The following is an 18,104-nucleotide window of genomic DNA, read 5'->3' as shown; positions in this document are numbered from 1 at the left end:
ATCGGATGCGGCCCGCCCTTCGAACTACCTCGGCGAGATCTGTACTACCTCGGCAGGGTCAGCGGTCGAAGGCCTGCGCGACCAGGACCTCCTGCTGCTCCTTGTGGCGCTTGGCAGTGCCGGGGGCGGTGGCGGCGGACGCCGGGCGGGACACGACGCGCACGCGCGGCATGTCCTCCGGGAAGGCCAGGTGCAGGAAGGACCAGGCGCCCTGGTTCTCCGGCTCGTCCTGGACCCACACGACCTCGGCGTTCGGGTACTGCGCGAGCTGCGCGCGGATCTGCTCCTCCGGGAACGGGTAGAGCTGCTCCAGACGCACCAGGGCGGTGCGGGTGTCCTGGCGGCTCGTCCGCTCGGCGAGCAGGTCGTAGTACACCCGGCCCGTGCTCAGCAGCACGCGGTCCACCTGGGCCGGGTCCACCGTCGTGTCCGGCAGCACCGGCTCGAACGTGCCCGTGGTGAAGTCCTCCACGCTGGAGGCCGCGGCCTTGAGGCGCAGCAGCTGCTTCGGCGTGAAGACGACCAGCGGGCGGCGCGGGCGGGCGTACGCCTGCTGGCGCAGCAGGTGGAAGTACGACGCCGGCGTGGACGGCTGCGCGACCGTCATGTTGTTCTCGGCCGCGAGCTGCAGGAAGCGCTCGATGCGGGCGGACGAGTGGTCCGGCCCCTGGCCCTCGTAGCCGTGCGGCAGCAGCATGACCAGCGACGAGCTCTGGCCCCACTTCTGCTCGGCCGACGAGATGAACTCGTCGATGACCGTCTGGGCGCCGTTGACGAAGTCGCCGAACTGCGCCTCCCAGAGCACGAGGGCGTCCGGGCGCTCCACCGAGTAGCCGTACTCGAAGCCGAGGGCCGCGTACTCGCTGAGCGAGGAGTCGTACACCCAGAACTTCGCCTGGTCGCCCGCCAGGTACAGCAGCGGGGTCCACTCGGCGCCGGTGTTGCGGTCGTGGAGCACGGCGTGGCGCTGCACGAACGTGCCGCGGCGCGAGTCCTGCCCGGCGAGGCGCACCGGGGTGCCCTCCATGAGCAGCGACCCGAACGCGACGAGCTCGCCGAAGCCCCAGTCGATGCCGCCCTCCTTGGCCATGAGCTGGCGCTTCTGGAGCATCTGGGCCAGCTTCGGGTGCACCGTGAAGCCCTCGGGGGCCGACACCTGGACGCCGCCCACGCGCTCGAGCACGGCGTGCGGCACGGCCGTCTGCCAGCCCACCATGTCGCCGGCGCCCTCGCGCTGCGACTCGGGCCGCTCGAGGCCGAGGATCTCGTCCTCGCCGTCGGGCGTCGCGGCGGTGCCGGCCGACTTGGTCTCGGTGAAGACCCGCTCGAGCTGCGACTGGTAGTCCTGCAGCGCCTGCTCGGCCTCCTCGACCGTGATGTCGCCGCGCGCCACGAGGTTCTTCGTGTACAGCTTGCGCACCGACTGCTTGGCCTCGATGAGGTTGTACATCAGCGGCTGCGTCATCGAGGGGTCGTCGCCCTCGTTGTGCCCGCGGCGGCGGTAGCAGACCATGTCGATGATGACGTCACGGTCGAACTGCTCGCGGTAGGCGAAGGCGAGCTCGGCCACGCGCACGCAGGCCTCGGGGTCGTCGCCGTTCACGTGGAAGACGGGGACCTGGTAGCCCTTGGCGACGTCGGTCGCGTAGGTCGTGGAGCGCGACGACGACGGCCCGGTGGTGAAGCCCACCTGGTTGTTGATGATCACGTGGATCGTGCCGCCGGTGCGGTAGCCGCGCAGCTGCGCGAGGTTGAGCACCTCGGGCACCACGCCCTGGCCCGCGAAGGCCGCGTCGCCGTGGATGAGGATCGGCAGGACGGAGAACCCGTCGCCGCCCAGGTCGATGCGGTCCTGCTTGGCGCGCACGATGCCCTCGAGCACGGGGTCGACCGCCTCGAGGTGCGACGGGTTCGCGGCCAGGTAGACCTTGGTCGTCGCGCCGGACTCGGCGGTGAAGACGCCCTCGGTGCCGAGGTGGTACTTCACGTCGCCGGAGCCCTGCACGCTCTTCGGGTCGAGCTGGCCCTCGAACTCCTTGAAGATCTGGCCGTAGCTCTTGCCCGCGATGTTCGCCAGCACGTTGAGGCGACCGCGGTGCGCCATGCCGATGCCGACCTCGTCGAGCCCGCCCTCGGCGGCCTTCGACAGGATGGCGTCGAGCAGCGGGATGACGGACTCGCCGCCCTCGAGCGAGAAGCGCTTCTGGCCGACGAACTTGGTCTGCAGGAAGGTCTCGAACGCCTCGGCGGAGTTCAGGCGGCGCAGGATGCGCAGCTGGTCCTCGCGCGGCGTGCGCGCGTAGCCCGACTCGAGCCGCTCCTGCAGCCACTTGCGCTGGGCCGGGTCGGCGATGTGCATGTACTCGACGCCGATGGTGCGGCAGTACGAGTCGCGCAGCAGGCCGAGGATGTCGCGCAGCGTGTCCTTGGTCTTGCCGCCGAAGCCGCCCGTCGGGAACCGGCGGTCCAGGTCCCAGAGCGTCATGCCGTGGTTCTGGATGTCCAGGTCGGGGTGCTTGCGCTGGCGGTAGGCCAGCGGGTCGGTCTCCGCCATGAGGTGGCCGCGGGAGCGGTAGGAGTGGATGAGCTCGGCGATGCGCGCCGGCTTGGCGGCCTCGACGTCGGCGTCCACCGTGTTGTCGCGCACCCAGCGGACCGGCTCGTACGGCACCCGCAGGGCCGCGAAGACGCGGTCGTAGAAGCCGTCGAGGCCGAGCAGCTTGTTCGCGAGCACCTTGAGGAACTCGCCGGACTGGGCGCCCTGGATGATGCGGTGGTCGTAGGTCGACGTGATCGTCATGACCTTCGAGATGCCCATGCGGGCGAGCTGCTCCTCGGACGCGCCCGCGAACTCCGCCGGGTAGTCCATGGCGCCGACGCCGATGATCGTGCCCTGCCCGGCCATGAGGCGCGGGACGGAGTGCACGGTGCCGATGCCGCCCGGGTTGGTGAGCGAGATCGTGGTGCCGGCGAAGTCGTCCATACCGAGCTTGCCGCCGCGCGCCTTGCGCACGAGGTCCTCGTAGGCGGCCCAGAAGCCGGCGAAGTCGAGCTCCTCGGCCTTCTTGACGCTCGGCACCAGGAGTTGGCGCGTGCCGTCGGGCTTGGCGAGGTCGATCGCGAGGCCGAAGCCGACGTGCGCGGGCTGCACGACGTGCGGCTTGCCGTCGATGCTCTCGTAGTGCGCGTTCATCACCGGCATGTCGGACAGCGCCTCGACGAGCGCGAACCCGATGAGGTGGGTGAACGAGATCTTGCCGCCGCGGCCGCGCGCGAGGTGGTTGTTGATGACGATGCGGTTGTCCACCATGAGCTTGGCGGGCACGGCGCGCACCGACGTCGCGGTCGGGACCTCGATCGAGGCCTCCATGTTGGTGACGACGCGGGCGGCGGGGCCGCGCAGCTTCTGCACGTCGTCGGTCGCCTCTTCCTCGGCGGCCTTCGGCGAGGCCTTCGCGACCTCGGCGTAGGGCGCGGTCGAGGGCAGCGCCTCGGCGACCGGGCGGACGGCGCTCACCTCGGGGTCCGCGGGGAGCGGGGCGGGCTTCGCGGCCTTCCGCTCGGACTTGGCGGCCTCGGCGGCCGCGGTGCCGGACCCGCTCACGGTGGCGGGGGTGAGCGCCGGCGCGGCCGGGGCCGCGGGCGCGGCGGGCGCTGCCGGCGCGGGCGCCTGCGTCACCGGGGCCGCGGGCTGCGCGGGCGCTGCGTCGGCGGCCGCGCCGTTGTGCTCACCGGGCTCGTAGTCGGCGAAGAAGTCCCACCACGCGGGATCCACCGCGTTCTTGTCCTTGAGGTACTGCTCGTAGAGCTCGTCGACAAGCCATTCGTTGGCTCCGAACGCGCTCGCCACGCTGATCGACTCTGACCCGTCCTTCGGGGACACCACGCGCGGATCGCCCACTTTCACACCGTTGCACTCGTTCGCCGGAAATACGCACGGCGGTGCCGCGCGCAGGTCCCAGCCTATGCCCTTCGCGGCGCGCCGCCGGGGAGGGCCAGCGGCTCCAGACGGCCGTTCCGGGGCTCCCGGCGCGGCATCGTGACCGTCCGGTAATGCGGGGGGCAACGACTCCTCGGGTCGACCCGATGACTCCGTTGTCCGGCGTCATGGGCGCACCATTCCGGCCGCCGTGTGACGGAAGCATGTGAGCAACGTCACGTCGGTGCGCGAGGCGACCGTCAGTCGTCCGACTCGGTCGTGACGCCGGGCGCGGGGCGGGCCTGGGCGGGGAGGGTCACGCGCATCGTGGCGCCCCGGGCCGTGTCGGCGACCTCGACGTGCCCGCCGTGCAGGTCGACCGCCCAGCGCACGATCGCCAGGCCGATGCCCGTGCCGCCGCTGGACATGCCGGCGGGCGGCGCGGCGTGCGGGCGGCCGGCAGCGGCGCCGGAGGCGAACCGCTCGAAGATGCGGCCCCGGTCCTCGGGGGCGATGCCAGGGCCCTCGTCGCTCACCTCGAGCACGACGTCGTCGTCCACCGGATAGGCGTCCAGGCGCACGGTGCCGGCGTGCGGCGAGTGCCGGATCGCGTTCTGCAGGAGGTTGGTGACCACCTGGCGCAGGCGCTCCACGTCGCCCTCGAGCGTGAGGTCGGGCGGCGTGACGTCCACGACGTAGCTCAGCCCCTTGGCGGCGTCGACCATCGACATGGCCTGCGCCGTCTCCTCGAGGAAGTCGCCCACGGAGAACTCGCTCAGGACGAGGGCGGACGCCCCGGCCTCCACGCGCGACAGGTCCAGCAGGTACGTGACCAGCCGGGTGAGCCGCTCCGTCTGCTCCAGCGACAGCTCGAGGGCCGACGGCGTGGGCTCCGTGACGCCGTCCACCATGTTCTCCAGCTGCGCCTGCAGCGCCGCGACGGGCGTGCGCAGCTCGTGCGAGACGTTGGCGATGAGCTCGCGCCGCACGCGGTCGGAGGCGTCCAGGTCGGCCGCCATGACGTTGAACGCCTCGGCGAGCTGACCCACCTCGTCGCGGCTCGTGGCGCGCACGCGGATGGAGTAGTCGCCCGCCGCCATCGCCTGCACGGCCGCCGTCATGTCCCGCAGCGGCGACGTCATGCCGCGCGCGAGGAGCTGCACGATGACCAGGGACAGGAAGATCGCCAGGGGAAGCGTCCGCGTGGGGCCGAGCTCGTTCTGCAGCCCGATCCACGTGATGAGGACGGCGAAAGTCACCGTCGCGACGACCAGCACGCCCAGCTTGGTCTTGAGCGACCGCAGCGGGTCGAGCGGGCGGACGTCGGGCAGCCGGTGGTGCTCCTTGCGCCGCGGCGCGGGACCGGGTGCGTCGTCCGGCGCGCCGGGTCCGGCGTCCATCAGGACTCCGGCGGCTCGAAGGCGTAGCCGACGCCGTGCACGGTGCGGATCAGGTCGGGCCCGAGCTTGCGGCGCAGCGCCTTGATGTGCGAGTCCACGGTGCGGGTGCCGCTCGCGTCGGCCCAGTCCCACACCTCGGCGAGGAGCCGCTCGCGGGTCTGCACCGTCTTGGGCGAGCTGGCGAGCATGACCAGCAGCTCGAACTCGGTGGGCGTCAGGTGCACCTCGTCGCCGCCGCGGTGCACGCGCCGCTGCGCGCGGTCGATCGTCACGTCGCCCATGACCATGGGCGGGTCGGCCGGCGTCGTGACCGCGGCCTGCTGGGCGCGCTCGACCCGGCGCAGCAGCGCCTTGACGCGGGCCACCAGCTCGCGCATCGAGAACGGCTTGGTCATGTAGTCGTCCGCGCCGACGCCGAGGCCGACCAGCATGTCGGTCTCGTCGTCGCGGGCGGTGAGCATGAGGATCGGGATCGGGCGGTCCGCCTGGATCCGGCGCGTGACCTCCAGGCCGTCGATGCCGGGCAGCATGACGTCGAGCACGATGGCGTCCGGCTGCAGGCGGGAGGCGGCGTCGACGCCGGCGAGGCCGTCGCGCGCGACCTCGACCCGCCAGCCCTCGGCGGACAGCCGCTGCGCGATGGCGGCCGCGATCGCGGGCTCGTCCTCGACGACGAGCACGGTGGCGTTCTGCTGGCCCGACGTGCCCGAGGTGCCCGGGGTGCTCGGAGGGGTCGCGGTGGTCATGGTGCCATCTTGCACCGCGACCCTGGGGGAGCGCTGAGCACACGCTGTCCGGGATGGACGCCGACTCGCCACGGGCCGCCCGCCGGATAGCATCGGAGCACGATGGACGAGAGCCGATATAGCGCGCGGCCGCCCGCGCCGATCCGCCTGGCCACCCTGCCGCCGCACCGCTCGGTGCCGCCGCGCCGCACCCACCGGGGCCGCTCGTGCTAGGCGACGTGCTCATGATCGTGCTGGGCGTCGTGCTCACCGCGGGGACCGCGGTGTTCGTCGCCAGCGAGTTCTCCCTCGTCACCCTCGACCCGGCCGTCCTCGGGGCCGACGACGAGGAGGGCGACAGTCCCCGCCCCGGCGGCGGCACGGGCGCGCCGCGCCCGCCGGACCGTCGGGACCGCGCCGTCCGGGCCGGGCTCAAGCACCTGTCGACGGAGCTGAGCTCCGCGCAGGTCGGCATCACCATCACCACGATCCTGCTCGGCTACACCGCCCAGCCGGCCCTGCTGTCCCTGTTCTCCGACGCGTTCGCCGCGACGGCGCTGGGCGAGGGCGTCGCCGCGGTGCTCGCCGTCGTGCTGGCCCTGGTGGTCGTCAACGCGTTCTCGATGCTCTTCGGCGAGCTGATCCCGAAGAACTTCGCGCTGTCCGCCCCGCACGCCACCGCGCGGCTCGTGGTCCCCGTGCAGCGCGTGTTCACCATGATCTTCCGTCCTCTGATCGTCGTGCTCAACGGCTCGGCCAACGCGCTGCTGCGCCGGGTCGGCGTGGAGCCGCGCGAGGAGCTCTCCGGGGCCCGCTCGTCGTCGGAGCTGCTGTCGCTGGTGCGCCGCTCGGCGCAGGAGGGCACGCTCGACCCGTCGGTCGCGACCCTGCTGACCAACTCCCTCGAGCTCGACGAGCTGTCCGCCCGCGACGTCATGACCGACCGGATGCGCATGGCCGTCGTCGAGCGCGACACCACCGCGGCCGAGGTGGTCGCCCTCGCGCGCCGCACCGGACACTCGCGGTTCCCCGTGATCGGCGAGGACCGGGACGACGTCGTGGGCCTGGTGCACCTGCGCCGCGCCGTCGGCGTCCCGCACGACCGGCGCGAGGAGGTGCCCGCCGCCGCCCTCATGGTCGACGCGCCGCGCGTGCCCGAGACGGTGCGGCTCGGCCCGCTCCTCGTGGAGCTGCGCGGTCTGGGCCTGCAGATGGCCGTCGTCGTGGACGAGTACGGCGGCACGTCGGGCATCGTCACCCTGGAGGACGTCGTGGAGGAGCTCGTGGGTGACGTGGCCGACGAGCACGACCCCCGCCGGGCAGGCGTCGTGCGCGGCACCGACGGCTCGTGGGTCGTGCCGGGCGTGCTGCGCCCCGACGAGCTCGAGGAGCGCGCCGGCCTGGTCGTGCCCGAGGGCCCGGCGTACGAGACGCTCGGCGGGCTCGTCATGGCCGAGCTGGGCCGCGTCCCCGAGCGGGGCGACGAGGTCCGCTGCGGGGACGTGCTGCTGCGCGTCGAGGCGATGGACGGGCGGCGCGTGGAGCGCCTGCGCGTCGTCGCCGACCCGCCCGACGGCGGCCCCGGCGCCGACGCACGGGGGGAGGGCCGATGACCACCGGGACCGCCCTGCTGGTCGGCGTGCTGCTCCTGGCCGGCAACGCCTTCTTCGTCGGCGCCGAGTTCGCCGTCATCTCCGCGCGCCGCAGCGCCATGGAGCCGCGGGCCGAGGCGGGGGACCGACGCGCCCGCACCGCGCTGTGGGCCATGGAGCACGTGTCGCTGATGCTCGCGTGCGCCCAGCTCGGCGTCACCGTCTGCTCCACCGGCCTGGGCATCGTCGCGGAGCCCGCGCTGGCGCATCTGCTCGAGGTGCCGTTCGAGGCCCTGGGTGTCCCGGAGACCCTGCTGCACCCGGTCTCGCTGGTCCTCGCGCTCGCGATCGTCGTGTACCTGCACGTGGTGCTCGGCGAGATGGTGCCGAAGAACCTCGCAGTCGCCGGCCCCGAAACCGCGGCCCTCTGGTTCGCGCCGCCCCTGGTGCTGCTCGGCCGGGCCGTGCGCCCGGTGATCTCCGCGCTCAACTGGGTCGCCAACCATGCGGTGCGCCTCGCCGGCGTCGAGCCCAAGGACGAGGTCGCCTCCGCGTTCACCGCGCAGGAGGTGCAGTCGATCGTCGAGCACTCCCAGGCCGAGGGGGTGCTCCAGGACGAGCAGGGCCTGCTCGCCGGCGCGATCGAGTTCTCGTCGCGGACGGCCGGGGACGTCATGGTGGCTGTCGACGAGCTCGTCGTCGTGGGTCCCGAGACCACGCCCGACGACGTCGAGCACCTCGTCGCGCGCACCGGCTACAGCCGGTTCCCCGTGCGCGGCGGCGCGGGTGGCGAGGAAGGCGACGCCGAAGGTCGCGGCGAGCTGCGCGGGTACCTGCACCTCAAGGACGTGCTCTACGCGTCGAACGGCGACCGGTTCGAGCCCGTCCCCGCGTGGCGGGTGCGGGCGCTCGCGTCGGTGCGGCCGGACGACGAGGTCGAGGACGCCCTGCGCGCCATGCAGCGCTCGGGGGCCCACCTGGCGCGCGTCGAGGGCCCCGACGGGGTGCTCGGCGTCGTCTTCCTCGAGGACATCCTCGAGGAGCTCGTCGGCGAGGTCCGGGACGCCATGCAGCGGCGGCCCTGAGCAGGGTGGACACCCTCCCACGCCGCGGGGCGGGCGCCGCGGGCAACCACGCTGTGGACCGGGACTTGGCGGGGGAGCGCGACCCCGTTATGGTTCCGTGACGGATCGCCCTCGCGGCCGCGTGCAGGACACGCGGCGACGGGCGGTCCGTGTTCGGGTCCGGAGGTGTCCGGGCGGCCACGGCGGCCGTCCGGTACGAGCGCGGAGGTGCTGTGGAGGCGACGTCGCACGGTGACGCAGCCGCGCCGCGCTCACGCCGGGAGATCCGGGAGGCCGAGCTCGCCCGGGCCGGCAAGAAGCCCCGCAAACGCGCCCCGTCGCGCGGGGACGCCGGCCGGCACGCCGCCCCCGCCGGCCACACCTGGGTCACCCGCCTGACCGTCCTCGGCTCGCTCGCCGCCGCCACCATCGCCGCCCCGCTCGTCACCGACGCGCAGGCCGGCCACGGCAGCACCCCGTTCGACCTCGACACGCAGCCGACCGGCCCGTCGACCCTCGCCCTCCTCGAGCAGGGCGTCGACACCCCCCGCACCTCCCGCGCGATCGCCGCCGCGCCGCGCGACGCCCGCGTCGAGGCCGCCGCCGCCAGCCGCAGCGCGGAGCGCAGCCCGCTGCCCGACTGCGACCCGGACGCCCCCATCGACGGCAGCAACGGCGAGCTGGCCGACCACTCCCTCTGCGACATCTGGCAGGACGGCGAGGAGCTCCGTGCCGACGCCGCCGTCGCGCTGAGCGGGCTCAACGACGCCTTCCGCGCCCGCTTCGGCCGCGACCTGTGCCTCGTCGCCAGCTACCGCTCGCTGTCCACCCAGTACGCCGTCAAGGCCAGCCGCGGCTACCTCGCCGCCGTGCCCGGGTCCTCCATGCACGGCTGGGGGCTCGCCATCGACCTGTGCGGGCAGGAGTACCGGACCAGCGACGTCTACGGCTGGCTGTGGGAGAACGGGCCGGCGTACGGCTGGGAGAACCCGCCGTGGGCTCAGCGCGGCGGCTCCGGCAACTACGAGCCCTGGCACTTCGAGTACCGGCCGGGCGTCGAGGAAGTCTCGTTCTGGCACTGAGTGCCCTCTGTTGAGCACGCCCTCCCGAGCGCTGTCGTGGCTGGGTCCGCGGGGCGGCCGAGGTCCTTCGCACGGTCGCGTTCACGCGCCCCAGGGGGCGCTCCATTTCGGGAGGGATACGACCGCGCGAAGGACCTCGGCCGCCCCGCTCGGCTGTTCCACGCGGTCGCGTTCACGCGCCCCTGGGGGCGCTCCACTTCGGGAAGGATACGACCGCGCGAAGGACCTCGGCCGCCCCGCTCGGCTGTTCCACGCGGTCGCGTTCACGCGCCCCTGGCGGCGCTCCATTTCGGGAGGGATACGACCGCGCGAAGGACCTCGGCCGCCCCGCTCCGTCGTCACGTGCGGTCGCGTCCACGTGCCCTGGGGAAGGGCTTCGGCTGAGCGCCGCGCCGGCGGGCGGGCGCGTAGGATCCGCCGATGCACGGTGACCTGTGGTTCGGGTGCGGTAGCGCCGAGGACGAGCGCGAGCTGTGGTGCGAGATGCTCGGCGGACGCACGGCGCGGATCGTCTACTGGCCGTTCGCGCTCCCGCCGGCGACGGTGCCGACGGCTGACGCCTGGCTGCGGGGAGGTCTCTCCGCCCTCGGCGTGCCGTTCGAGCTCGACACCTGGGAGAGCCTCGCGGGTCGTTCGCCCACGGAGCTGACGACGGCAGACGTGCTGTTCGTCGGCGGTGGCAACACGTTCCGCCTGCTCGACCACGTCCGTCGGCACGGGTTCGTCCCCGCGGTGCGGGAGTTCTGGCGATCGGGCGGCGACTACTACGGCGGGAGCGCGGGCGCCGTCCTGGCCTGCGAGAGCATCGCGATCGCCGACGGGCACGACCCCAACGAACCGGGCCTGACCGACCTCGACGGCCTCGGCCTGGTCGAGGGGGCGACGATCCTGCCCCACTTCGACGTCGACCATCTCGAGTCGGCGGAACGATGGGCGCACCGCCACGGGACGACGGTCCTCGGGATCCCGGAGACCGTCGGCCTGCACTGCACGTCGGACGGCGCGACCGTCGTCGGCTCCGGGTTCCTGACGGTCGTCTCGCCGTCCGGCGTCGAGCACCGTGCACCCGGTGACCGGCTCGCGGTCGCCGTCGCGGGTGCGGACCCCGGGCCGTGAGGCTCAGGTCGTGAGCGTGGTGTTGCCGCCGAAGTCGTCGCGGAAGCGGGGGCCCTGGGCGGCGAGCTCCTGCGCGTAGGCGGCGGACCAGCCGCGGAACGGGTCCACGGCGAGGGACTCGTTGGAGAACCGGCGGTCGTCCGTGAGCTCCGTGACGCAGAAGTCGGGGATCTGCAGGTCGGTGACCGGGCCCGAGCGCTCGCACTCCGCGACGACGAGCGGCGCGTTGGCGCCGCCGAAGACGTCGATCGACCAGCCGTCCGCGCCGAGCCACGCCGCGTAGCGCGTCTTGATGACCTGTGCGCCGCCGCGCCGCACCAGCTCGACGCCGACCAGCGGGTCGAGCTGGCGCTCGGCCTCGTACCGGGTGCCGCCGACGGACGGGCCCTTGACCGTGACGGCGGCGAAGTCGACGCGGGAGCCGTACAGCTCCAGCACGTCGCGCGCGTCGCTGTCCGCGCCCAGCCGGGCCTCGACGCCCGTGGCCTGCACGCGCACGCGCAGCGCGTACCCGCCGTCGGACAGGAAGTAGGACTGCACGATGAGGGCGGGCGCGTCGCGCAGCGCGTCGGGGAGCTCGCGGACGAAGAACCGGCGCTCGAACTCGAAGTCGGAGTAGTCGGCAGACATGGTTGCGAGCCTAGTGCGCCGCGCTGACCCGACTGGCACCGCGTCCGCGCGCGTGGGGAAGCCCGCAGGGGGTGCTCAGCGGCGGCGGGTGCGCAGCACGCCGGTCCGCATCGGCAGGGCGAACTCGCCGCGCGCCGTCTCCGGCCGGCCGGTCAGGTAGGAGCGGATGCGCCCGGTCGTCGCCGCCCGCTCCGCGTCCGGCATGACGAGCACCCCGGCGCGCGTCGCGAGCGTGGCGACCAGGGAGTCCGCCGTGCGGCGCTGCTCGTGCGGCAGCTCGGCGCGCTCGGTCCGGCCGAACGGCCCGGCAGCCGGGCCCGGCAGCAGGTCGGACGTCGCGACCCGCCATGCCGCAGGCGTGTCGCGGGGCCCGACGACGGCGCTCCCTGCGACCCGGGCGAGCCCCGCCACCCACTCGACGCCGTCGTCCAGAAGGTTCCAGAGGCCGGCGAGGACGCCGCCGGGGACGAGCACGCGAGCGATCTCCGGGCCAGCGGCGGCCATGTCGAACCAGTGCAGGGCGTTGCCCGCCAGCACCGCGTCGACGGAGCCGTCCGGGAGCGGGATCGCCTCGGCGCTGCCGGACAGGGCGCGGGCGCCGGGGGTCGACCGTCGCAGCTCGGCCACCATCGCGGGGTCGGGCTCGACGGCCACCACGTCCCCGCCTGGGACGAGCGACGGGTCGAGCAGCATGGCCGTGAGCTTGCCGGTCCCGGCACCGAGGTCGAGCACGCGCGGGCCGGGAGCAGGCTCGAGCGCCCAGCGCACCGCGGCCCGCGCGTAGTCGGGGCGGTGCGCGGCGTAGGCGTCGGCCGCCTCGCCGAACGACGAGGCGTGGCCGGCCGGTGACCGCCCGCCGGGCGTCACGACGCCGCCGGCGGGACCTCGCGGCGCTCGGGGCCCACGTACGCCGACAGCGGGCGGATGAGTGCGTTCGAGGCCTGCTGCTCCATCACGTGCGCCGTCCAGCCGGTGACGCGGGCCGCGACGAACAGCGGCGTGAACGTGGGCGTGTCGAAGCCCATCAGGTGGTAGGCCGGGCCCGACGGGTAGTCGAGGTTCGGGTAGATGCCCTTGCGCGCCACGAACTCGGCCTCGAGCGCGTCGTAGAGGGCGCCCAGGTCGGCGCGGTCGTAGTGCTCGACCAGCGTGTCGAGGGCGGCCTTCATGGTCGGCACGCGGGAGTCGCCGTGCTTGTAGACGCGGTGCCCGAAGCCCATGATCTTGCGCTTGGCGGCGAGGGCGTCGTCGAGCCAGGCCGCCGCCCGGTCGGCCGAGCCGATCTCGGCGAGCGTCTCCATGACGGCCTCGTTGGCGCCGCCGTGCAGCGGCCCCTTGAGCGCCGCGACCGCGCCGACGACGGCGGAGTGCAGGTCGCTCAGCGTGGACGTGATGACCCGCGCCGTGAACGTCGAGGCGTTGAAGGAGTGCTCGGCGTACAGGACCATCGATCGGCTGAACGCGTCGACGACCACGGGGTCCGGCTCGACCTCGAAGGTCGTCCAGAGGAAGTTCGCGGAGTAGTCGAGGTCGTCGCGCGGGGCCACCGGCTCCAGGCCGTGGCGCCGGCGCTGGCCGTAGGCGACCACGGCGGGCAGCGCGGCGAAGAGGCGCACGCTGCGCGCGAGGTTGACCTCCGGGTCGGCGGCGGCCTCGAGGGCGGTGAGCCCGGCGGCCTCCCGCGCGCCGATCACGCTGACCGCGGTGCGCAGCTCGTCCATGGGGTGCGCCGTGACCGGCAGCAGGTCGATGGCGGCGCGCACGTCGTCGGCCAGCGGCCGGTGCTCCCGCTCGGTGGCGCGCAGGCCCGCGAGCTCGTCGGCGGTGGGCAGCTCGCCGTGCCAGAGCAGCCAGGCGACGGCCTCGAACGACTGCGTGGCCGCGAGGTCCTGCACGGGGTAGCCGCGGTACAGCAGCGAGTTCGTCTCGGGGTCCACCTTGGAGATGGCCGTGACGTCGGCGACCACCCCCGCCAGCCCGCGGCGGACCTCCGGCTCGGACCCGGTGTGCTCTGTCATCGATGCTCCTTTGCTGCGATGTGCTGCGATGTGCTGCGGTTCGTGGTGCGTGGGCGCGACGGTCAGCCGTGCAGGTTGTCGTCCAGGGTGAAGTCGAAGACGCCCGTGTCGAACGACGAGTACCCGGCGTAGTCCACGAGCTCGTACAGCCGGGCCCGGGTCTGCATGTGCTCCACCTGCCCGGCCAGCGACCCCTCGGCGCGCAGGGCGTCCAGGCCGCGCTCGGCGGCGCCCATCGCGAGGCGCAGCAGCGAGACCGGGTAGATGACGAGCGCGATGCCCGCGTCGGACAGCTGGCGGGTGGTGAACAGCTCGGACTTGCCGAACTCGGTCATGTTGGCGAGCACCGGGACGTCGACGGCGTTCGCGACGGCCTCGAACTCGGCGAGGTCGCGCATCGCCTCCGGGAAGATCGCGTCCGCTCCCGCGTCGACCAGCGCCTTGGCCCGGTCGATCGCCGTCGGCAGGCCCGCGACGGCCCGCACATCGGTGCGTGCCATGACCAGGAGGTTCTCGTCCCGACGGGCCGCGACCGCGGCACGCACGCGCTGCAGAGCCGTCGGCTCGTCCACGACCTGCTTGCCGTCCAGGTGGCCGCAGCGCTTGGGGTTCACCTGGTCCTCGACGTGCATCCCCGCGACGCCCGCGTCCTCCATCGCCTGCACGGTGCGCGCGACGTTCATCGCCTCGCCGAAGCCGGTGTCCGCGTCCACGAGGGTCGGCAGGTCCGTCATCCGGGCGACCTGGCCGGCCCGGCCGGCGACCTCGGTGAGCGTCGTCAGGCCGACGTCGGGCAGCCCCAGGTCGGCGGCGACGACGGCGCCCGAGACGTACACGCCGTCGAAGCCCTTGTCCTGGATCAGGCGCGCCGCGAGCGGGTTGAAGGCGCCCGGTAGCTGCAGCAGGTCGCCCGAGCGCAGGCGCTCGCGGAAGGCCGCGCGCTTGGCCGCGGGGGTGGTGGACGAGTAGAGCATGGCGGGTTCCCTCGAGGTCCTCAGAAGATGCCGGGCGCGACGGGGTGCGCCGCCAGCGCGTCGGCGAGCGGGGTGACGGTGAGCCCGGACAGCTCGGCGGCGGTGAGCTCGGGCAGCCGCTGGGCGACGTCGAGGAACCGTTCGGCCTCCTCGTCGGCCAGCACGCCGGCAGCCAGGGTGCGGAACTTCGCCACGTACTGCTCGCGCGCGAACGGGCGGGCGCCCAGCGGGTGCGCGTCGGCGACGGCGATCTCCTCCACGACGCGCGAGCCGTCCGCGAGCTCGATCTCCACGCGCCCGCCGAACGCCTTCTCGGCCGGGTCGACCGAGTGGTAGCGCCGGGTCCACTCGGCGTCCTCGGCCGTCGTGACGCGGCGCCACAGCTCCACCGTGTCGGGGCGCCCGGCGCGCTCGGGGGCGTAGCTGGCCACGTGGTCCCAGGCGCCGTCCTGCAGGGCGACGGTGAAGATGTAGGGGATCGAGTGGTCGAGCGTCTCGCGGCTCGCGGCCGGGTCGTACTTCTGCGGGTCGCCGGAGCCGGAGCCGATGACGTAGTGCGTGTGGTGGCTGGTGTGCAGCACGACCGACCGGACGTTCGCCGGGTCGCGCAGCTCGGGTCGCTCGGTGCCGAGGCGGCGCGCGAGGTCGATCCACGCCTGCGCCTGGTACTCGGCCGAGTGCTCCTTGGTGTACGTGTCGAGGATGGCGCGGCGGTCCTCGCCCGCGGCCGGCAGCGGCACGGTGTAGCGGGCGTCGGGCCCGTCGAGCAGCCAGGCGATCACGCCGTCCTCGCCCTCGTAGATCGGGCTGGGCGAGGTCTGACCGCGCATGGCGCGGTCCACGGCCTCCACCGCCATCTTGCCCGCGAACGCGGGGGCGTGGGCCTTCCAGGTGGAGATCTCACCCTTGCGCGACTGCCGGGTCGCGGTGGTGGTGTGCAGCGCCTGCCCGACGGCCTGGTAGATCGTCTCGGCGGGCAGGCCCAGCAGCGTGCCGAGGCCCGCCGCGGCCGACGGCCCGAGGTGGGCCACGTGGTCGATCTTGTGCGCGTGCAGGCTGATGCCCTTGACCAGGTCGACCTGGATCTCGTAGCCGGTGACGACGCCGCGCAGCAGGTCGGCGCCGCTGCGGCCGAGGTGCTGCGCGACGGCGAGCAGCGGGGGGATGTTGTCGCCCGGGTGGGAGTACTCGGCCGCGAGGAACGTGTCGTGGTAGTCGAGCTCGCGGACCGCGACGCCGTTGGCCCAGGCCGCCCACTCGGGGCTCGTGCGCTCGGGGGAGCCGAAGATCGTGGCGCCGGCGCCGCCGCGGGAGACCTGGTGGGCCTCCGCCTGCGCGCGGGCCGCGAGGATCGGTGCACGGCCCAGGGAAGCCGTCGCGACGGCCGCGTTGTCGATGACGCGGTTGATCACCATGTCGGTGACCTCGGGCGTCGGCTCGAGCTGCTCGGCGGCGACCTCCGCGATCTTCCACGCCAGCTGCCCGGTGCGCGGCAGGGGCTCGTCGGAACGGTAGACGCGGACCTCGTGGTCGATCATGCGGGGGAGTCCTCCGGCTGCAGGCATCGCGGGCAGGCATCGGCTGCCGGCGTCGTCGCCGCCCGGTGCTCCGGGCTGCCCCGAGAACGTAACGCCCGGCGGCGACAGGGTCCAACGAGGGCGGCCTGCGGCCCGCCGCGAACCTCCTCGGGGGCCCTGTGGCGGGCTTCACGAACGACGTGTCAAGGAACGGTGTCGTCGCTGGTGACGGCGTCGGGCCGGGTGCTCCCTGCGGGCCATGGTTGCCCCAGTGAACTTGATATCGAGTCAAGAGTCGGTAACGTGGCCGCCCATGTTCGGGCTCGGCGCCCGCCCCCCGGGGTGGACGCCGGCTCCCTGTCACGGGTCGGACAGCTGCGACACACCGCGTGCCGCTGCGCCGGCCACGGAAGGAAACATGACCGCCGTACTTCCCCAGGAACAGACCGGCAACACCCCCGCGCCCGTCGCGGCCGACACTGCCGCGCGCCGCAGGCTGCGCGTGGACGACGTCACCGTCGTCGACAACTCCATGCTGAAGAAGACGATCGGCGGCACCGCCGTCGGCAACCTCATGGAGTGGTACGACGTGGGCGTCTACGGCTACCTCGCCGTCACCATGGGTGCCGTGTTCCTCCCGCAGGCCTCGTCCGGCGTGCAGATCCTCTTCTCCCTCGGCGTGTTCGCCGCCACCTACGTGGCGCGCCCGCTCGGCGGCATCGTGTGCGGCCGCATCGGCGACCGCGTGGGTCGCCAGAAGGTGCTCGCCTTCACGCTCGTGATGATGGCCAGCTCGACGTTCCTCATCGGCCTGCTGCCCACCTACGGGGTGCTCGGGGTCGTCGCGCCGCTGCTGCTCGTGCTGCTCAAGCTGGTGCAGGGCTTCTCGACCGGGGGCGAGTACGCCGGCGTCACGACGTTCGTGGCCGAGCACGCCCCCGACCGCCGCCGCGGCTGGGCGGCCTCGTTCCTCGACTTCGGCAGCTACCTGGGATTCGCCCTCGGCGCCGTCGTCGTGACGGTGCTGCAGGTGACGCTGGGCCAGCAGGCGATGCTCGACGGCGGGTGGCGTATCCCGTTCCTGGTCGCCGGCCCGATCGGCGCGTTCGCCGTGTGGTTCCGCCTGAAGATCGAGGAGTCCCCGGCCTTCCAGGCGCAGCAGGTCGCCGCCGAGGCCGCGAAGGAGCAGGGGGCCGAGGCCCCCGCCGCCGCTGCCGACGTCACGCTGCGCTCGCAGTGGCGCCCGCTCGCCGTCGCGATGGTGCTCGTGGCCGTCGCCAACACGGCCGGCTACGCGCTCACCAGCTACATGCCGACCTACCTCACGGACACGCTCGGCTACGACGCCACGTCCGGCACCCTGCTGACCGTGCCCGTGCTGGTGCTGCTCGCGGTGATGATCCTCGTGGCGGGCCCGGTCAGCGACCGGGTGGGTCGCCGCCCCCTGCTGTGGTTCGGCGCGGGCTCCCTGGCCGTCCTCGCGGCGCCGGCGTTCCTTCTGCTGGCCCTGGGCCACGTGTGGTCCACGCTGCTGGGGCTGTGCCTCATGGCGGTGCCGGTGGCGTGCATGGTGGGCGTCCAGGCGGCGACGCTGCCCGCCATGTTCCCGACGGCCGTGCGCTACCGCTCGATGGGCCTGGCGTACAACGTGGCGCTCGCGGTGTTCGGCGGGACGACGCCGCTCATCGTGGAGTCGCTGACCCAGGCGACGGGCTCCAGCATGGCGCCGGCCTACTACCTCATGGGCTTCGCCGTCGTCGGCGCGGTCGCCGTGTGCTTCGTCAAGGAGAGCGCGGGCAAGCCGCTGCCGGGCTCGATGCCGTCGGTGGACACCCGCGCCGAGGCGAAGGCCCTCGTGAGGACGCAGGAGAAGAACCCGGACCTCGACCTCGACGCGATGCCGGGCCTGGTCCCCGCGCACTGAGGCGTCGGCCGGAGCCTGACGTAGCGATCGGTCGTCGTCCCGTCGCGGGACGACGACCGAATATGGCGGCCAAGGCAGGGAAGCAACGGAAAAAGGAGCGAGTTGTCAAGAGACGCCGGGGCTCCTCTTGCTCGCGCAAGCGG

Annotated in this window: 13 protein-coding genes; 5 read left to right on the top strand and 8 right to left on the bottom strand. The window is 73.5% G+C overall.

Annotated features, from left to right (window positions below; genetic code table 11):
- Window positions 1-58: 58 nt before the first annotated feature.
- The 3 genes from ACWF41_RS15885 to ACWF41_RS15875 all read right to left on the bottom strand — a co-directional run bounded on the left by ACWF41_RS15885 (window position 59) and on the right by ACWF41_RS15875 (window position 6,065).
- Complete coding sequence (locus ACWF41_RS15885; protein ID WP_452182846.1) at window positions 59-3,886, bottom strand: multifunctional oxoglutarate decarboxylase/oxoglutarate dehydrogenase thiamine pyrophosphate-binding subunit/dihydrolipoyllysine-residue succinyltransferase subunit; 3,828 nt, start codon at window positions 3,884-3,886, stop codon at window positions 59-61.
- Between the two features lie 293 nt (window positions 3,887-4,179).
- Window positions 4,180-5,319, bottom strand: a complete 1,140-nt coding sequence (locus ACWF41_RS15880; protein WP_380324951.1) for a sensor histidine kinase — start codon at window positions 5,317-5,319, stop codon at window positions 4,180-4,182.
- Window positions 5,319-6,065 (bottom strand): response regulator transcription factor, encoded by a 747-nt coding sequence (locus tag ACWF41_RS15875; RefSeq protein WP_380324948.1) that lies wholly within the window; start codon window positions 6,063-6,065, stop codon window positions 5,319-5,321. Before ACWF41_RS15875 ends, ACWF41_RS15880 begins: the two co-directional genes overlap by 1 nt.
- A gap of 206 nt (window positions 6,066-6,271) precedes the next feature.
- Here ACWF41_RS15875 and ACWF41_RS15870 point away from each other — a divergent pair, with 206 nt between their 5' ends.
- The 4 genes from ACWF41_RS15870 (at window position 6,272) to ACWF41_RS15855 (ending at window position 10,898) form a co-directional block, all read left to right on the top strand.
- On the top strand, window positions 6,272-7,657 hold the full coding sequence (locus tag ACWF41_RS15870) for a hemolysin family protein (protein WP_380347139.1): 1,386 nt from the start codon (window positions 6,272-6,274) through the stop codon (window positions 7,655-7,657).
- A complete protein-coding gene (locus ACWF41_RS15865; protein WP_380324945.1) occupies window positions 7,654-8,721 on the top strand; it encodes a hemolysin family protein in 1,068 nt (355 codons plus the stop codon). Before ACWF41_RS15870 ends, ACWF41_RS15865 begins: the two co-directional genes overlap by 4 nt.
- Window positions 8,722-8,933: 212 nt before the next feature.
- The gene (locus tag ACWF41_RS15860) at window positions 8,934-9,782 is read left to right on the top strand and encodes a M15 family metallopeptidase (RefSeq protein ID WP_380324942.1); all 849 of its coding nucleotides are present in this window, start codon (window positions 8,934-8,936) and stop codon (window positions 9,780-9,782) included.
- Between the two features lie 420 nt (window positions 9,783-10,202).
- Window positions 10,203-10,898, top strand: coding sequence for a Type 1 glutamine amidotransferase-like domain-containing protein (locus tag ACWF41_RS15855; protein WP_380325760.1), 696 nt, complete (start codon window positions 10,203-10,205; stop codon window positions 10,896-10,898).
- Window positions 10,899-10,901: 3 nt separating this feature from the next.
- Here the strand turns inward: ACWF41_RS15855 and ACWF41_RS15850 are convergent, their stop codons facing one another.
- The 5 genes from ACWF41_RS15850 to ACWF41_RS15830 form a co-directional block, all read right to left on the bottom strand.
- Complete coding sequence (locus ACWF41_RS15850) at window positions 10,902-11,528, bottom strand: CYTH domain-containing protein (RefSeq protein ID WP_380325757.1); 627 nt, start codon at window positions 11,526-11,528, stop codon at window positions 10,902-10,904.
- Window positions 11,529-11,603: 75 nt separating this feature from the next.
- The gene (locus tag ACWF41_RS15845) at window positions 11,604-12,395 is read right to left on the bottom strand and encodes a class I SAM-dependent methyltransferase (protein WP_380325754.1); all 792 of its coding nucleotides are present in this window, start codon (window positions 12,393-12,395) and stop codon (window positions 11,604-11,606) included.
- Complete coding sequence (locus ACWF41_RS15840) at window positions 12,392-13,546, bottom strand: bifunctional 2-methylcitrate synthase/citrate synthase (RefSeq protein WP_380325751.1); 1,155 nt, start codon at window positions 13,544-13,546, stop codon at window positions 12,392-12,394. Before ACWF41_RS15840 ends, ACWF41_RS15845 begins: the two co-directional genes overlap by 4 nt.
- A gap of 62 nt (window positions 13,547-13,608) precedes the next feature.
- Window positions 13,609-14,520: a methylisocitrate lyase gene (gene prpB / locus ACWF41_RS15835; RefSeq protein ID WP_380325748.1), complete on the bottom strand. Its 912-nt coding sequence runs from the start codon at window positions 14,518-14,520 to the stop codon at window positions 13,609-13,611.
- A gap of 20 nt (window positions 14,521-14,540) precedes the next feature.
- Window positions 14,541-16,058, bottom strand: coding sequence for an MmgE/PrpD family protein (locus ACWF41_RS15830; protein ID WP_380325745.1), 1,518 nt, complete (start codon window positions 16,056-16,058; stop codon window positions 14,541-14,543).
- A gap of 397 nt (window positions 16,059-16,455) precedes the next feature.
- Here ACWF41_RS15830 and ACWF41_RS15825 point away from each other — a divergent pair, with 397 nt between their 5' ends.
- Window positions 16,456-17,961, top strand: a complete 1,506-nt coding sequence (locus tag ACWF41_RS15825) for an MFS transporter (RefSeq protein ID WP_380325742.1) — start codon at window positions 16,456-16,458, stop codon at window positions 17,959-17,961.
- The last annotated feature ends 143 nt before the right edge of the window (window positions 17,962-18,104 follow it).

The organism is Isoptericola sp. NPDC055063 (assembly GCF_053608125.1).
This window is presented reverse-complemented; position numbering and strand designations above follow the sequence as displayed.

What these genes read in the sequence shown, in the direction of transcription:
- ACWF41_RS15880 (WP_380324951.1), bottom strand. Translation starts at nt 5,319, where the DNA reads ATGGACGCCGGACCCGGCGCGCCGGACGACGCACCCGGTCCCGCGCCG.
- ACWF41_RS15875 (WP_380324948.1), bottom strand. Translation starts at nt 6,065, where the DNA reads ATGACCACCGCGACCCCTCCGAGCACCCCGGGCACCTCGGGCACGTCG.
- ACWF41_RS15850 (WP_380325757.1), bottom strand. Translation starts at nt 11,528, where the DNA reads ATGTCTGCCGACTACTCCGACTTCGAGTTCGAGCGCCGGTTCTTCGTC.
- prpB (WP_380325748.1), bottom strand. Translation starts at nt 14,520, where the DNA reads ATGCTCTACTCGTCCACCACCCCCGCGGCCAAGCGCGCGGCCTTCCGC.
- ACWF41_RS15825 (WP_380325742.1), top strand. Translation starts at nt 16,456, where the DNA reads ATGACCGCCGTACTTCCCCAGGAACAGACCGGCAACACCCCCGCGCCC.
- ACWF41_RS15855 (WP_380325760.1), top strand. Translation starts at nt 10,203, where the DNA reads ATGCACGGTGACCTGTGGTTCGGGTGCGGTAGCGCCGAGGACGAGCGC.
- ACWF41_RS15865 (WP_380324945.1), top strand. Translation starts at nt 7,654, where the DNA reads ATGACCACCGGGACCGCCCTGCTGGTCGGCGTGCTGCTCCTGGCCGGC.
- ACWF41_RS15840 (WP_380325751.1), bottom strand. Translation starts at nt 13,546, where the DNA reads ATGACAGAGCACACCGGGTCCGAGCCGGAGGTCCGCCGCGGGCTGGCG.
- ACWF41_RS15830 (WP_380325745.1), bottom strand. Translation starts at nt 16,058, where the DNA reads ATGATCGACCACGAGGTCCGCGTCTACCGTTCCGACGAGCCCCTGCCG.